The sequence below is a fragment of the Rhodoferax sp. GW821-FHT07F03 genome (assembly GCF_059418745.1).
Window position 1 is genome coordinate 129,975 of record NZ_JBWKQM010000013.1, and the last position, 15,644, is coordinate 145,618.

Sequence of the window (15,644 nt, forward strand, 5' to 3'; positions counted from 1 at the left end):
ATACCGATCGCATGTCTACCTCCAAAGTTTGTCTTGCCGGCGTTATGGGCTGGCCCGTGGCGCATTCGCGTTCCCCCAAGCTGCACAATTACTGGCTGCAGAAATACGGCTTGCTCGGCTCCTACGTGCTGCTGCCGGTGCAGCCGGAAAACCTGGCTACGGCCCTGGCCGGCCTGCCGGCCCTGGGCTTTGCAGGCTGCAACGTGACCATTCCGCACAAGGTCACGGCCATGGAGCTGATGCACGAACTGGACCCCATGGCCCGCCGCATGGGCGCCATCAACACCATCGTGGTGCAGCCCGACGGCTCGCTGAAGGGCTTCAACAACGACGGCTATGGCTACATCCAGTGCCTGCTGGACGCCCAGCCCGATTGGCGCGCCGATGCCGGCCCCATCACTGTGCTGGGCGCGGGCGGCGCAGCGCGTGCCGTGGTGCTGAGCCTGGCCGAGCGTGGCGCCAAGGAGATCCGCTTGCTGAACCGCTCGCAGGACAAGGCCGAGCAGCTGGCCCGGGAGTTTGGCAGCCCGGTGCGCGTGCTGCCCTGGTCGCAGCGCCACGAGGCATTGGCCGATATCGCCCTGCTGGTGAACACCACCAACCAGGGCATGCACGGCAGCCCCGCGCTGGACCTGGATCTGGCCCAACTGCCGCCGCATGCGCTGGTGTCGGACGTGATCTACGTGCCCCTGGAAACACCTTTTCTGGCCGCTGCCCGCGCACGCGGCAACCCCACAGTCAACGGCTTGGGCATGCTGCTGAACCAGGCGCGCCCGGCCTTCCAGGCCTGGTTTGGCGTGTTGCCGGAGATCACTACCGAGCTGCGCCAATCCATAGAAGCCACGCTGTGAGCGGGTCTGCCACCGGCCGCATGCCGGCGGTGTACCTGCCGCACGGCGGCGGGCCCTCGTTCTTCATGACCGGGGAGCGCAAGCAGCTGTACCAGCCCATGGAGGACTTTCTGCGCGGCGTGCCGGCCTTGCTGCCGGCCACGCCCACGGCCATCCTCATCATTACCGCCCATTGGGTGGCGGCCGTGCCCAGCTTTGCCGGCGCGGCGCAGCCGGAGCTGATTTACGACTACTTCGGCTTCCCTCCCGAGACCTATGCGCTCACCTATCCGGCACCTGGCCAGCCCGATCTGGCCGCGCGTGCGGCTGCGCTTGTGCAGGCGGCGGGTTTGCCGGCCCAGGTGGACCCGGGCTATGGCTGGGACCACGGCGTTTTCATTCCCTTGAAGGTGATGTACCCGCAGGCCCAGGTGCCGGTGTTGGCCATGTCGCTGCACCACAGCCTGGACCCGGCCTTGCACTGCGCCCTGGGCCAGGCTTTGCGCAGCCTGCGCGACGAGGGCGTGCTCATCATGGGCAGCGGCATGAGTTTCCATAATCTGCGCAACTTCCAGGCTGCGGCGCCCGCTTCGTTTGCGTTTGACAGCTGGCTGGAGACCGCGCTGGCCGGCAGCTGGGCCGAACGCACACAGCAACTCAGCCAGTGGAGCGCGGCTCCGGGTGGCCGCGCATCGCATCCGCGCGAGGAGCATTTGCTGCCCTTGATGGTGGCCAGCGGCGCGGGTGGCGATGCGCCTGGGCGTCGGCTATGGCGCGGTCCGGTAGGGCCGTCTGTGGCCTCTGCCTGGGCGTTTGACTAGGTTGTGCTATTGAATAAATAGCTGCTTGCGCAGGTATTAGCTGCGCTGCAGGCCTAAAAGGCTTTGAGGTTCTGCAGGAAGGAGCGGATCGCCTGGGCCACTTCCAGCGGCTTTTCTTCCATCATCAGGTGGCCCGTGTCCAGTGTCTGCCCCTGCACCTGGCCGGCCCAGCGCCGCCAGATGTCGACCGGTGTTTCCCCTTCGGTATAGCGCCGGCTTTCCCACAGCACCAGCACGGGGCATTGCAGCCTGCGTCCGGCGGCCTGGTCGGCGGTGTCCAGGGCAATGTCATAGCCGGCGGCTGCGCGGTAATCTTCAATCATGGCCAGGCGCACGCTGGGTTGGCGAAAGCAGCGCTGGTATTCGGCGTAGCTGACCGGGTCTATCACCTGGCGCCCGTGCGTCATGCGCGTCAGCGTGTTGTCTAGGAACATGTCGGGGTCGGCGGCCAGCAGCGTCTCGGGCAGGGGTGCGGGCTGGGCCAGCATGAGCCAGTGGTAGGCATGCAGGCCGAACGCCAGGTTCATGCGCTTCCATACCTCGACGGTGGGGATCACGGTGACGGATACCAGGGCGCGCACGTGCTCGGCGTGGTCCAGCGCCAGGCGGTGCGCTACGCGGCCACCCCGGTCATGGCCGGCCACCGCATAGTGCGTGTGCCCCAGCTCGCGCATGACACGGGCCACATCGTCGGCCAGCGCGCGCTTGCTGTAGTTGTGGTGCTGCGCATCCGGCGCCGGCCCCGTGCTGTCGCCATAGCCGCGCAGGTCCACCAGCACCACCGTGAAATGCGCGGCCAGCAGGCGGGCTGCGGGTAGCCAGGCCAAGTGGGTTTCGGGGTAGCCGTGCAGCAGTACCAGTGCAGGTCCCTGGCCGGCGGTGTAGGAGACGATGGCCAGGTCATCGGCCCAGGCGTGGCAATTGCGGGTGAATGTCACGTCCATGGATGGCCTTTTGTCGGTTTGGCTAGTGGTCTGGCAGTTTATCGCCCGTGCCGGCGCCCGTTACTGCAAGCATCGCTTCAATGCACCTGGTTCCCCGTTCGGAAAATGGGTGCGGAGGACGGAGTTACGACGACATCAAAATGGAATTTCCACTGTTTTGCAACCTTTTTAGCCGTGTGCAGCACATACTGACATCGCTATTTCAGCGCAGGCAGGCTAACGCAAAAACCTTTAATCGCTCTTGTCCCTTGATAGAACATTCGCCCGACCTCCTTAGTGAAAGCGCATTGCTTCAGCGTGTCGGTTATGGCGACAGGGCTGCACTTGCCGCGTTGTATCGCAGCTACCACCGCAGACTGGCCCGGTTTCTGAATCGGTTCACGCGCAGCGAGGCCCTGATAGAAGAAGTGATCAACGATACATTCATGATCATTTGGCAAAAAGCGGCGGAATTTCGAGGGGACTCTCGCGTCTCTACTTGGCTCATGGGGATTGCTTACCGTGTGACGCTGAAGGCATTGCGGCAGCAGGGGCTGGACCATGCGCCGCTGCCATCGGATATCGAGGAGATGGTCGTCGAACCTTTCCAGGATCTTGAAACACAGGACTGGATCGAGAAGGGGCTGAACCTGCTGTCGCCCGAGCACCGAATGGTGCTGGAATTGGCCTATGTGATGGGACACTCTCTTGAAGAGATTGCGGAGATCACTTCTGTACCAGTCACCGCTGTCAAGTCCAGGATGTTCCATGCACGCGTCAAACTTCGTAACCTGATGCCGGCGCTTTCTGGCCGGCCAACGGGGACCACACAATGAACGAATCTACCTACGACGACCGTATCCATTTACGCATATGGCAGTTGATCCCATGGGTTGTGAATCAGACGGCCTCTGTGAGCGAGCAGGCGGAAGTAGAAAGCCACCTGCACCACTGTGAGATTTGCCGTTCCGAGTTGGCGCTACAACAAGACTGGAAAAACTCACTGAACGTGAGCGAGGGCGCTGTCTATCCTGATGTTGAGGCGGGACTTTCGCGTCTCTCGCAGCGTATCGATACGCCGCGTCCTGTGTCACGTCCACGGCTGCTGGCGGTGGTCTACGGTCTTGGTGCGCTGGTTCTGTTGCAGAGCGGAGTTTTGACCGTGCTTGGCATGAAGATGGGGGCCAATGATACGCCATCCTATCGCACGCTCTCTGCGGCGGAGAATGCTTCTATGGGCGCCACGATTCGGTTGGTGATTGATCCGGCTGCATCGGTCGGTCAGCTGCAAGCGCTGCTCGCGCCGCTGAACCTGCAAATCGTGGCAGGCCCGAGCGACAGCGGGGTCTATTCCCTTGGGCCACGTGCTTTGGAGCAAGGTGGAGACTCTCCCCATGCGGATATCAAGCGGCAGATTGATGCGCTGCGTGCTGCTCCAGTGGTGCGTTTTGCTGAACCGGTGGTACAGAATCGCGAGGGGGCTTGAGCCTTTGTTTGCTTAGGGGGCTAAGGATTCATTGCAACCGCTACGCAAAGCGGCCAGCGCACGACAGGTATTGATCAGGCGTGCGTAGTGTTGGTTGGGACCACTCGTTCGCTCAAGCACGCCATGGATAGCGCTCGGGTCTACGCCGGGCGTGGCCGCGAGCAGCAGTGCTACGGAACCTGTCACCTGTGCGGCGGCAAAAGATGAGCCGGAGACGAAGTCGTAGTGCCCCCCGGGGGTAAGTGTCAGGATGTCGTGTCCCGGTGCGTAGAGCAGCGTGGATGCTTGCAATGCTGGCGCGCGGTTGGCAAATGTTGCTGTGGCGACACCGATAACTCCTGGGATTCCTACGGGAAATGCTTTCAGGTCGCCGCTCGGCAACACTGCGCCAACGACAACCACGCCTTTTTTGATGGCTTGTTCGACGAGGGCGGAAAGTAGTGGGTCAGCGGGGCCGCCTAGGCTGAGGTTGATGACGTCGGCCCGGGCATCCAGGGCGGCCTGGATGGCCTGGGCCAGCGTCAGCGAGTTGCACGTGGCACCCGAACCGGCGTTTTGCCAGCAGGCCTTCATGGCAACCAGGCGAGCGCGCGGTGCAATGCCCGTAATACTGCTCGAGGACTGCCCGCCGCCGTCGGCTGCGATGACGCCGGCGACCTTGGTGCCGTGCTCGTCACGGTTGAACTGTGCCCAGTCGCTGTTGACGAAGTTGCGCGTGGATGCAATTCGACTGCGCAGGTCTGGGTGTTCGGTGTCCACACCCGTATCGATCAGTGCGATGCGGATCGAATCGCCTAACGCGACCCGATGGGCCGCATCTGCGCCGATTTCATGCACCGTTTTCTGCAGCGATGTATAGCGCTTTTCGGGTGATGCTTCTGCCTGGGCCTCGAAGGTCTGTAGAGGTTCTGCCAGTTGCACCCGCGGGTCCGCGGCGAGCTTATCGAGCACGGACTTCCGTGACCTTCCATCTTCAATTTCGAGCACCGCGCAGTGCACGCCGAGCGCGGAAATTGGCCATGCCATCACATGCGTTAACTCATATTGGTGGGCTATTGCAGCCAGCGTTGCGCGCGCGCTGCCACTGGTGTCATAGGTGTTGCTGTACCCGTTGCCCGTCGAACCTGCGCTCAACGCGAACGATTGTCGTGGGTTAGCTACCGTCACTACGACCATGCGGTCGGGATGCGCTTGCATTTTTGGCATTGCCAAACTCGGATCTGGTATGGACTCCACCAGTGCGCAAGCCGGCAGCGTGCAAGCTGCGCAGAGCAGCAATAAATAGGCGAGACGTTTCATGGACAGAACCCTGTTGTGGTGCATTGCTGCATGTTCAGTATGTGGGTTTTTTGCGTCGATAAGTTGCGACTGCATTGTCTGACATGCGGGGCATTTTCAAGTCGTAGTTCGATTTGAATGCCTTTGCAACCTTTTCCTGAATCCGTGGTACCTACGGCCGCATTCATATTATTCAAGGAGGAATGGCACCATGGTTTCCCTGCGCTCGATAGCTTTGAAATTTGCGCTTTCTGCTGCGGTCGCGGCCTGCTTGGCTGCGTGCGGCGGTGGCGACGGTGATACAACACCGTTCAAGTCGACCGTTCTTGTGTCAGATGGCAGCACCTCTGCGGCAAATACAGATGTGAACCTGAAGAACGGCTGGGGTATTGCCTTCAACCCGACAGGATTCGTGTGGGTGGCTGATGCTGGTTCGAAGAAGTCCACGCTCTATGATGGCAACGGTGCGCCGCAGCAATTGGTGGTTGCCATTCCTGACGGTGCCAATGGCCCCGCGGGTCCGACCGGCATCGTGTTCAGTGGCGCCAGCAGCTTTCCCGTCAGCCAGAGCGGCGTGACGGGCTCCAGTGCTTTTATTTTTGCTACGCTTGCTGGCACCATTGCCGCGTGGTCGCCCACTGTCAATCTGACCAATGCAGTGACTGCCTATGACGATGCGACAGGCGGGGCGGAATATACCGGCCTGGCCATTGGTAGCGACAGTGGTGCGGCCCGGATCTATGCGGCGGACTTTCACAATAACAAGGTGGATGTTTTCGATAGTGGATTCCAGAAGCTGGCGACCACCGGCCGTTTTACGGATCCGGCGTTGCCTGCGGGTTTTGCTCCATTCGGTATCCAGGCGATTGGTGGCAACATCGTTGTTTCGTATGCCCAGCAAGATAGTACGGCTCGCTTCTCCGTCCATGGCACCGGCCTGGGTTTTGTCGACGTCTATGACGCCAGCGGCAATCTGAAGAAGCGTCTTGCCAGTGGCGGGGCACTTAATGCGCCGTGGGGCATCGCCTTGGCGCCTGCTAACTTCGGCCGATTCAGCAACACGCTTTTGGTCGGCAATTTCGGTGATGGCACGATCCACGCGTATGACCAGCAAAGCGGAGCATTGGTAGGCACGCTCACCCAGAGCGGCGGTACACCGATCACCATACCGGGTTTGTGGGGTATTGCTTTTGGTAATGGCGTGAACGCACAGCCGACCAACACCCTGTTCTTTGCGGCAGGTCCGAATCGCGGTGTCAATGGTATTTACGGTCGGATCGATATCGGCCAGTGATATTCCGAGCGGCTGCTGCAGCAGCTTCGCGGCCGGGCACTTGCGGCGTTCATCGCCGGTGTCCGGCGGTATCTTGGTGGCTGGTTGGGAGTGCCATGCGATCAGTCCATGTGAGCAGTGCAATCCCTACCTCTTGCCATCGCGCATGCTTCGCCCCCCTTGATTTAAGCATGTGTAAATTTTCTTTGCGCCTGCTGTAACTTTTTTGTGCCATGTCTGCACTCACGCGAAAGCGTGCCTGGTCAGGCCTTCAATCCCAGAGTGGATAGCTGCACTTCAGAGCATGGTTCTATTTCGGTCATTGGCAGTTCATTGAGATGGGGTGTGAATGAAGATGATGTGCAAGGGATTTTGGGATGTCACCGTTGCATGACCTGCAGCACTGTAGGTACAGCAAGCAACGTTCATTTGTTTTTAGTATGAAAAACCACACTCCGACATCCGTCACAACACGGCCATGGCTCGTGGTGATGCTGCACTGGGCCACTCTATTGGCTTTATGCGCAGGTGTCTCAATTATCTGGATACGTGACGTGGCCGATGGGCGCGCGGCGCGTTTCTGGCTCATGGAAGCACATACCCATATTGGGTTGCTCGTACTGGGCTTGTGGGTGGCTCGCATAGTAGTGCGCATCAGGTTTTCGCGGCTACCCGTTATTGGTTCCCAGTCCCTTGTCGTTCGCGTTGCAGCGGGGTTCACCCATGTCTGTTTGTATGCATGGTTGTTGGCATTGCCTATCTTGGGATGGGCCTCGATCAATGCGCACGGCAAAACGGTTGACCTGTTTGGTTTGCCTTTGCCGTCCCTCGTGGGTTCTGACGATGACCTGGGCGATGACTTGCTGACTTGGCACGTAAATACAGCTTGGATGCTGCTGGCCTTTGGCATCGTGCATGCGTCGGCCGCCCTGTGGCACCACTTTGTGATGCGCGATGCCTTGCTGCGGGCGATGTTGCCACGGCGACGGCGATAGAGGTCCTGCGTTCGGGGCTGTAGCTGACCCCGGCATAAAGGTCTGCGCAGAACGCCACGCATTACCAATTACTACTGACCCCTGATCTTTTAACGTAATTTCCCAAGAACAAGGATTTGCCCATGCTGATATTTCTGCGTCGACACCTGAAGCGTCTGTTCATGACCTTTACTATTTCCAGTGGAGTTGGTGCCGTGCTGCTGCTTGTCAGCAATACAGCACATGCCTTACCCAGCTTTAGCCAACAAACGGGTTCAGAATGCGCTGCCTGCCACATGGGTTCATATGGCCTGAACCTTACGCCTTTTGGTGCCCGTTTCAAGGCTGGTGGGTTTGTTGATTCCGATGGGAATGGGACCAAAGTCCCGTTGTCCGTGCAGCTCCTGGCCGAACAAGTGAACCCCGCAAGAGGGCCCACACAAACCCGCTTGTCAGAAGCGGATCTCTATTTTGCGGGCCGGTTGTCTGACCATGTTGGAGGTATTGCCCGCCTGAGCCGGCGTGATGACGGAACCACCGTTAAGACGACACTTGAGAATGTGGACCTACGGTATTCGCATGACGTCAAATGGGGCGAAAAAGAAGCTGTTGTGGGGCTGAGCCTGAACAATAGCCCGACGGTGCAGGACCCCGTTTCCGTATTGCCTGGCCGTGGATTTTCTGCTCCCAGTACCGATGGAACTTTGCTCAATCCGGCTAGCACCCACCATCTGGCTAACCGGGTGCTGGGCTTAACCGCTTATGGACTCTATGACCAGACCTGGTATGGCGAACTTGGCAGTTATCGCTCCATGTCGGTGTCTACCCAGGATCGTCTTGGTTTTGATCCGGCCGGCGACCCAGGCAAACTCAGCGGTACCAGTTATTGGCGACTGGCTTACATGAAAGATCTGAAGACGCAATTCTTTTCGATGGGCTTGGTGGGGTTTAACGCCACGCGCCAACTCGATCGCAGCGGACCATCGGACGGCATCAAGGACATAGGCATCGACCTGAACTACCAGTACCTGGGAAACCGTGACCACATGGTGCAGGTACGCTATGCCAACATTCTGGAGAAGCGCAACTACGGCAGCACACCGGCCAGCCCATTCATACCTGGTTTGCTTGCCAGTTCCACCGGGCGCAGCCGGGATCAAACACTGGTCCTTACCTATGTGTACAAGCAAACCTATGGGCTCACGGTGGCTCGCCTCATGGGCACGGCCCAGGAAGACGCCGTTCGTTTCTTGCCCTATGGCAAGCCAGACACGCACAGCACGTTGGTGGAGGCCTCCTGGATTCCATTCGGAAAAGAGGACTCCTGGGGCGCGCCTTGGGCGAACTTGCGACTGTCTGCCGGGTGGTTCAGATTCAGTAAGTTCAATGGCAGTAGCACCGATATTTTTGGTACTAATTTCGGGTCCGGGGCGCCATTGACGAATGCCAAGGATTTGAATCAGTTTTCGTTGACTGCACGAGTCGCGTTTTAGACCAGGAGACTTTAGCAATGAACTATGCATTGACCGTCTTGGCCCTTGGCGTGAGAGGCATTGTTTTCGGATCGGTACTGGTTGCGTCGACACAGCCTGTGCTTGCTGCAGGCGACGCTGTACTCGGCGCCAAAGTCTTCTCGGCTGAATGCGCTGAATGCCACAGCGTGAAAGAAGGTAAAAATAAGAAGGGGCCAACTCTATTCGCCACGCTGGGGCGCAAAGCAGCGACCCAGCCTGGTTTCGAGTATTCGGACGAGTTGCGCCGCACGGGATGGACCTGGAGTCAAGAAGCGCTGCGTAGTTATCTATCGCAACCAACGAAAAAAGCGAACCCCGGAAGCAAGATGAAGTATGAAGGCTTGTCCGACTCGAAAGAACTTGAGGATCTCATTTCCTATCTCGGTACATGCAAGTGACGGACGCGGGCTGTTCTTGCTGCGTCACAAGACATCGTAGGGGGTGTTCATCCTTACCTTTGAGGAAATGAGATGGGCATCGCCAAAGAGTTCGATGACTGCATGATTAAAGAGGTAGGAGCTTTGGCCAAAAAACTGATAGCCAAAGTTGTCGAGCGGCGAGCGATGAAGCAGAGGGGCGGTTTAATCAAGTTGCGGCTTGAGCGAGTCCAGCCTCGTAGTGGGCTTGTCTCTTGGGGGCTTCACAGCCAGGCGGCTGTTCACTGCGGAGGCACAGACCGTCAGTCACATTTCACAATTTTTTCCCATTCAAAACTAATGGAACATGAACCCGTTCGAGGTACGTCTAGTGCCGATCTATTGGGGCTGTCTCGGGAGTTGGCCAATGTCAGGGACTTGCTTGTAGAGCTTTCTCTCTCCCTGCAAGATGCGCGATTTAAGTTGGGCTGCGAATTGCGCGACAAAACAAATCGGCAATCGTTGGATTTAATTGATCAAATTCGTAGGCTTCAGTCCGGGCCTTCAAATGGCTGAGAAAACGATGATGGGGTACTTCCGGCGACCCTGGGCGGTCGCGATCCTAGATGGTTTTGTCGTTCTGTTGCTGACGGTGGCACCAGAGCCCGTCATGGCCCTCGATGTTTTCACAGTCAAACTGATCTTGGATACCTAACGCACTGTGCCGGAAGCCAACCGAGGTCTCTTGTTTTTGGGAAAAGGGGTGCTTCTGGCAGCAACGGCTTGGTCTATCCCTAAAGCGTGGTGCTGGTTTTCCTAATCTCGCTTTGGCTCGCCAAACGAAGCAGGGGTGATTGGCTACGACGGCTTTTACTGGCTGTTCGTAGTCCGCATTATTGCTGTTGATGGTTGAAGCTCGACGTCTCTCCTATACCCACACGAAATGTAAAAAATGAATCTATCCAACTTTAAGATCGGCACCAAGATTGGAATGGGCTTTGGCATCATCGTGGCCTTGGTTTTTGCGCTGGGTACGATGGCGTTGATCCAACTCGCAAACGTGGCACAAACTGCAGAGCAGCTTGCAACCAATGACTTGCCCAGTGTCCAGGTGTCGGGGCAAATAGGAAATTTGGTCGGCCAGCTCCGCCGCCTTGAAGCACGCCATGTCCTCTCTTTCGATACCAAAGCAAAAGACGAAAGAGAAGCGGATATAACTGGCATTCGCAAAAAGCTGGTGGAGTTGGAGCCCCTAGCGGTGACACTATTCAATTCCGACTTCGAAACCAAGGCGTGGGCTAGCTACAAAGAGCACCGTGATGCATGGTATGCACAGTGGGACAAGTTGCGCCCTATTTCCCGCAAAGGCCCTGAAGCAGCAGAGGAAGCCATAAAGATATTCGAGGGCGATTCGCTAAATGCCGTAAATGCCACGCTCAAAGATATCCAAGACTTGAGTGACTACAACAAAAAAGAAAGCGACTCCTCGTGGGAAGAGGCGAAGGCCACCTACGGTAACGCCCGCCTGATGGTGCTTGCCAGTATCGCTGTCGCTGTGGTCATGGCTGTTGTCTTGGCCATTTTGATTGCACGCGCGATTGCGCGTCCGATTGGAGATGCCGTCCAGGCTGCCAACAATATTGCCCAAGGTGATATGACGATGGCATTGCATGCCCATGGGACGGATGAAACCGCTCAGTTGCTGCAAGCGCTGGAAGCGATGCGCGCTAGTTTGATGCTTGTGGTGGCCAATGTGCGCCAAGGGTCAGATAGCGTGGCGACAGCCAGCGCTGAAATCGCACAGGGGAACCACGACCTATCGGCCCGTACCGAGCAGCAGGCCAGTGCCCTGGAAGAAACGGCGGCCTCGATGGAGCAACTCAGTTCCACCGTCAAGCACAACGCGGACAATGCACGGCAGGCCAATCAACTGGCGCTGAAGGCCAGCACGGTGGCTGTCAAAGGTGGTGATGCTGTCGCCCAGGTGGTGCACACTATGAAAGAGATCAACGACTCTTCGCGCAAGATCTCTGACATCATCAGTGTGATCGACGGTATTGCCTTCCAGACCAATATCCTGGCGCTGAATGCTGCGGTGGAAGCGGCCCGTGCGGGCGAGCAGGGACGGGGCTTCGCGGTGGTGGCATCTGAAGTGCGCAGCTTGGCAGGTCGCTCCGCCCAAGCGGCCAAAGAAATCAAGGAACTCATAGGCGCCAGTGTGGCGCGTGTTGAGCAGGGCACGGTGCTGGTGGACCAGGCGGGTGTCACCATGGCCGAGGTGGTGGGATCTATCAAACAAGTCACGGACCTCATGGGTGAAATCAGCGCAGCCAGTTCTGAGCAGAGTACCGGTGTGTCACAGGTTGGCGAAGCGGTGGTGCAGATGGACCAGGCCACGCAGCAGAATGCGGCGCTGGTGGAGCAAATGGCGGCGGCGGCTGGCAGCCTGAAGACCCAGGCCGAGGAGTTGGTCAGCACGGTAGCGGTGTTCAAGCTACCCGCTGGCACCAACGGTGGTGTACCCCGTCCTCGCTCGGTTGAACCTGTTGCCGGGACAGCCCACATGGCATCTCTTAACCGAGGTCTGAATGGCTCTGCGCAACACACCGTCGCCAGCAGCCGCCAGCTAACAGTGAAGTCCAAGGTATTACCAAGAACTGCATCATTGCAAAGTGAAGGTGAGTGGGATAGCTTCTGATGTGCTAGCCCCATTTCGATGTCTTGCAGTGCACATCGGGTACCCTCGTTTTAATTTCATCACATTCAGTGTCAGATGATTTCCACTTTGCTGCGTGCGGGCGGATTGATATTGGCCAGTGGTAAGAAAATCGTGGTTTGACACTGGCGGTATTTATTGCCGGTGTTTGGTGGTATCCCGGCGGAGCTTGGTTAAAAGTGCCAGGTGATCTGGCTTACCCAGCGGCTGTTCAGCGCGCCTTTCAGGCGTTCCTTGGCGGGGCTGGTGGCAACCATATACATAACGTCGAACTGCACCTCACCAAGCTGGTATGACAGCCCAACATTTCCGTATGTGCGAGAGTCGTCTGCGAATGCTTGCAGATCGTAGTAGCCAATGCCTGCGCTGGCAGTGAATCCATGTGCTAGTGGCAGTCGGCCAACAAGGTCGTACGCCAGTGTGCGCGTGGATTGAAGCGTCCCCAGGGTTGCGTGCGGCGACATGGCAATCGAAGCGTACAGGCTATCCCGCCAACCCGCCGTCAGTGCAAACTCCTGGTAGTCCATACGCTGGGTGATTGGGCTACCCAAAGACTGGTAGTGCGACACCATAACCTGCGCACTCCAGTTTGGCTCGATGCGCCAGCCGTATCCCGCATCGGCAACGAACTGTGCGCCTGCCGGACTACCTTCTCCAAACCCAGCAAACCTGGACAGCGCCACATCGGCAAATGCGCCTGAACCCGCATTCCAGCTGGCTGCGGCTTCTGTGTATGGATGCCCATCGCTCAACTCCAGGCCGCGCAGTACCTTGTCACTTGCTGCACTGAGCTTAAAGTGCCAATTTTCGGCGCCGGCACAGGCGTAGCTGGGGAGTAGCGAGGCCAAGATCGGGAGCAATCCCCGGCATATAGCGCTGTTCTTATGGCTTCGCAAAGTAGAAAACCAAGAATGTATCCACGGCCTGCTGCATAGCGAGATTGTTCCCCGGCCGGTGAACTGCGCAATGGAGCCGCCGACGCGGAACCAGTCCAGTGGTCCGTTGGTCAGGCCGAGAAATTGCCATGTTGCAAGCTTGGGATTTTTCGTATTGATCAGTTTGTATTTGACGAAGGCCGCCAGATGGTTCGTCCGGGCGCTCATTGCTGGCCTCTCGTCATTCTCGACGAGGTTTTGCCACTTGCAGCTGCCATTTCTTTGACCTTGCCCTTGTTTCATGTCGTGCTCAGGCGTTCGATTACGCGGCCTTCTCATTTTGTGCCTCGTGCTAGAGCAACGCAAATTGCATTGCGCTGAGACATCCCGCATTGGATGCAATGCTTCGCAGATTGTAGAAAGTTAGCCAGTAAAGAGCCTTGGCTTCGATGCTGTGGCCAGGGCGCCCTTGCTACCATCCCGGCATGAGCACCCATTACGAGTCCCTGCAGCAAGCTTCCGCCTACGGCGATGCCTTCAATGTCGAAGCACCCACCAACCTGGGGGAGCGCCATATGTGGCCGCGCAAGCCGGGCTTCTGCATCCGCGCCGTGCCTACCGAGGCCGGTGCACCGCCCCAGCGCGAGCTGTTGCCCGCCCAATGGGGCATGGTGCCGCACTGGGTCAAGTCGGCGTCGGACGGCAAGCTGCGTGCGCCCAAGCTGGTGGTGGCGCGGTCTGAGACGGCGTCCACCTCGCAAAACTTCCGCGACGCCTGGTTGAACGGGCAGCGCTGCATCGTGCCCATGCAGGCCTTTTTTGAGGACGACTGGCGCAGCGGCAAGGCCGTGGCGACGCGCGTCGCGCGGGTCGATGGGCTGCCCATGGGTGTGGCAGGCTTATGGGCCCAATGGACTGGCCCGGACGGCACCGTCCTGCTCAGCTATGCCCTGCTGACGGTGAATGCCAACAACCACGCGCTGCTGCGCCGCTACCAGCAACCGGGTGCCGACAAGCATATGCCGGTGATCCTGAACGAGGGCGCGTATGACGCCTGGCTGGGTGCGCGCGTGGACAAGTCCAAGGAGTTCATGCGCCAATACGCGGCGAATTGGCTGGCGGCCAACCCGGTGGAAAGCAAGGCCGACAAAGTACCCAAGGGCCTGTTTTGATATGCAGCCCGAAGCTGTCTGGATGCCGGTGGCCTGGGCCGAGATGGGGGTGCAGACCTACCCGCCGGGCCAGAGCAACCCGCGTGTCACCGAATACCACGGCCACACCAATATCGCGGGCTATGACGACAAGGCCTCGTGGTGCTCGTCGTTTGTGAACTGGAGCCTGGCCCAGGTAGGTATTGCCGGCACAGGTTCGGCGCTGGCGCGCTCCTGGCTGGACTGGGGTGTGCCGCTGGAGGCACCGGTGCCGGGTTGCATTGCCGTGCTGTCGCGCGAGGACCCGGCGGGCTGGAAGGGCCATGTGGGTTTCTTCCTGCGCGCCGATACCGAGCATGTGTACTTGCTGGGCGGCAATCAGCTGGACGCGGTGCGTGAACATTTTTACTCCGTGGACACGGTGCTGGGTTACCGTTGGCCTGCGTAATCACTCTGGGGGCAGACCATGGCTGAGCGTTCTTCCATCGGCATCATCGGCACTGGCTGGGTGGGCACCAGCGTGGCCATGTCGGTGTTGCACAGCGGTGCGGCCCAGGAGCTGCTGCTGCATGACGCACGGCCCGGCCTGGCCGAGGGCGAGGCCATGGATCTGGCCCAGGGCTCGGCCTTTTACCCTTCTGCCGCTGTGCGGGCGGCGGCGATCGAGGACATGCACGGCACCCGCGCCATCGTCATCGCGGCTGGCAAGAACGGCAGCCCCACCCAGACCCGGCTGGACCTGTTGAAGGAGAACCTGGCCATTCTGCGGGGCATCGCCGTGCAACTGCGCGGCTACCAGGGTGTGGTGGTGGTCGTCACCAATCCGGTAGATGTGCTGGTGTACGACTTTGCCGAGGTGTCGGGGCTGCCGCCCGAGCGCGTCATCAGTACCGGCACCATGCTGGATACGGCCCGGCTGCGCCAGATGCTGGGCCAGCAGTTGTCGCTGGACGCGCATTCCATCCACGCCCAGGTGGTGGGCGAACACGGCGACTCGGAGGTGGTGCTGTGGTCTGGTGCGGACATCGGCGGTGTGCCGCTGCGCCAATGGAGCGGCTGGCAGACCGAGCACGAGCCTCGCATGGCCTACGCCGTGCGCACGGCTGCCTACGAAGTGATTCGGCGCAAGGGTTCGACCAACCATGCTATTGGCCTGGTGACAGCCTCTCTGCTGGCGGGCATGCTGCGCGACGAGCGGCGCGTGCTCACCGTGTCGCGGGTGCAGACCGGGGCCTTGGGCTTGCACGGCGTGGCCTTGTCCTTGCCGTGCATCGTGGGCGCAGGCGGCGCGCTGCAGGTGCTGGAGCCGGCCCTGGATGCGGTGGAGCGTGCGGCGCTGGCGCATTCGGCCGAGGTGCTGCGGGCTGCCCGGGCCTCCGTGGCGTAGCCCGTGCCGCAGTGTTCATCTATCATCTTTTGCACCTGCAGCGCAGATTCTGCAAGCGCA

At 59.3% G+C, this 15,644-nt stretch carries 16 protein-coding genes; 13 read left to right on the plus strand and 3 right to left on the minus strand.

The window, feature by feature from the left end:
• Window positions 1-11: 11 nt before the first annotated feature.
• Complete coding sequence (locus AC07R0_RS20330; protein ID WP_495106194.1) at window positions 12-851, plus strand: shikimate dehydrogenase; 840 nt, start codon at window positions 12-14, stop codon at window positions 849-851.
• Window positions 848-1,651 (plus strand): DODA-type extradiol aromatic ring-opening family dioxygenase, encoded by an 804-nt coding sequence (locus tag AC07R0_RS20335; protein ID WP_495106195.1) that lies wholly within the window; start codon window positions 848-850, stop codon window positions 1,649-1,651. The genes AC07R0_RS20330 and AC07R0_RS20335 overlap by 4 nt, the downstream gene beginning before the upstream one ends.
• Before the next feature lie 53 nt (window positions 1,652-1,704).
• On the opposite strand, the gene AC07R0_RS20340 is transcribed toward AC07R0_RS20335, so the two are convergent.
• Window positions 1,705-2,595 (minus strand): alpha/beta fold hydrolase, encoded by an 891-nt coding sequence (locus AC07R0_RS20340; RefSeq protein WP_495075231.1) that lies wholly within the window; start codon window positions 2,593-2,595, stop codon window positions 1,705-1,707.
• A 140-nt stretch (window positions 2,596-2,735) separates the two neighbouring features.
• On the opposite strand from AC07R0_RS20340, the gene AC07R0_RS20345 reads away from it, so the two are divergent.
• Both AC07R0_RS20345 and AC07R0_RS20350 read left to right on the plus strand, forming a co-directional pair.
• Window positions 2,736-3,410 (plus strand): RNA polymerase sigma factor, encoded by a 675-nt coding sequence (locus AC07R0_RS20345; RefSeq protein WP_495075232.1) that lies wholly within the window; start codon window positions 2,736-2,738, stop codon window positions 3,408-3,410.
• Entirely contained in the window at window positions 3,407-4,060 is a 654-nt protein-coding gene (locus AC07R0_RS20350; RefSeq protein ID WP_495106196.1) for an anti-sigma factor, read from the plus strand. The genes AC07R0_RS20345 and AC07R0_RS20350 overlap by 4 nt, the downstream gene beginning before the upstream one ends.
• Window positions 4,061-4,072: 12 nt before the next feature.
• Here AC07R0_RS20350 and AC07R0_RS20355 read toward each other — a convergent pair whose 3' ends face one another.
• Window positions 4,073-5,359, minus strand: a complete 1,287-nt coding sequence (locus AC07R0_RS20355) for a S8 family peptidase (protein ID WP_495075234.1) — start codon at window positions 5,357-5,359, stop codon at window positions 4,073-4,075.
• A 190-nt stretch (window positions 5,360-5,549) separates the two neighbouring features.
• Between AC07R0_RS20355 and AC07R0_RS20360 the strand changes: the two genes are divergently transcribed.
• The 6 genes from AC07R0_RS20360 (at window position 5,550) to AC07R0_RS20385 (ending at window position 12,153) form a co-directional block, all read left to right on the plus strand.
• Complete coding sequence (locus AC07R0_RS20360; protein ID WP_495106197.1) at window positions 5,550-6,632, plus strand: TIGR03118 family protein; 1,083 nt, start codon at window positions 5,550-5,552, stop codon at window positions 6,630-6,632.
• Window positions 6,633-7,051: 419 nt separating this feature from the next.
• Window positions 7,052-7,606: a cytochrome b gene (locus tag AC07R0_RS20365; RefSeq protein WP_495106198.1), complete on the plus strand. Its 555-nt coding sequence runs from the start codon at window positions 7,052-7,054 to the stop codon at window positions 7,604-7,606.
• Between the two features lie 122 nt (window positions 7,607-7,728).
• Entirely contained in the window at window positions 7,729-9,078 is a 1,350-nt protein-coding gene (locus AC07R0_RS20370) for a hypothetical protein (RefSeq protein ID WP_495106199.1), read from the plus strand.
• Between the two features lie 17 nt (window positions 9,079-9,095).
• Entirely contained in the window at window positions 9,096-9,497 is a 402-nt protein-coding gene (locus tag AC07R0_RS20375; RefSeq protein ID WP_495106200.1) for a c-type cytochrome, read from the plus strand.
• A 72-nt stretch (window positions 9,498-9,569) separates the two neighbouring features.
• Window positions 9,570-10,031, plus strand: a complete 462-nt coding sequence (locus tag AC07R0_RS20380; protein ID WP_495106201.1) for a hypothetical protein — start codon at window positions 9,570-9,572, stop codon at window positions 10,029-10,031.
• A gap of 376 nt (window positions 10,032-10,407) precedes the next feature.
• Window positions 10,408-12,153, plus strand: a complete 1,746-nt coding sequence (locus tag AC07R0_RS20385) for a methyl-accepting chemotaxis protein (protein WP_495106202.1) — start codon at window positions 10,408-10,410, stop codon at window positions 12,151-12,153.
• 191 nt (window positions 12,154-12,344) lie between these two features.
• Here the strand turns inward: AC07R0_RS20385 and AC07R0_RS20390 are convergent, their stop codons facing one another.
• Window positions 12,345-13,349: a TorF family putative porin gene (locus tag AC07R0_RS20390; protein WP_495106203.1), complete on the minus strand. Its 1,005-nt coding sequence runs from the start codon at window positions 13,347-13,349 to the stop codon at window positions 12,345-12,347.
• A gap of 182 nt (window positions 13,350-13,531) precedes the next feature.
• Between AC07R0_RS20390 and AC07R0_RS20395 the strand changes: the two genes are divergently transcribed.
• From AC07R0_RS20395 to AC07R0_RS20405, 3 genes are read left to right on the plus strand one after another with little or no spacing between them, the layout of a single operon-like run.
• Window positions 13,532-14,218: an SOS response-associated peptidase gene (locus tag AC07R0_RS20395; protein WP_495106204.1), complete on the plus strand. Its 687-nt coding sequence runs from the start codon at window positions 13,532-13,534 to the stop codon at window positions 14,216-14,218.
• 1 nt (window position 14,219) lies between these two features.
• Window positions 14,220-14,645 carry a TIGR02594 family protein gene (locus AC07R0_RS20400; protein ID WP_495106205.1) on the plus strand — a complete coding sequence of 142 codons (426 nt, stop codon included), beginning with the start codon at window positions 14,220-14,222 and terminating at the stop codon, window positions 14,643-14,645.
• Between the two features lie 18 nt (window positions 14,646-14,663).
• Window positions 14,664-15,584, plus strand: a complete 921-nt coding sequence (locus tag AC07R0_RS20405) for a lactate/malate family dehydrogenase (protein ID WP_495106206.1) — start codon at window positions 14,664-14,666, stop codon at window positions 15,582-15,584.
• Window positions 15,585-15,644 lie beyond the last annotated feature (60 nt).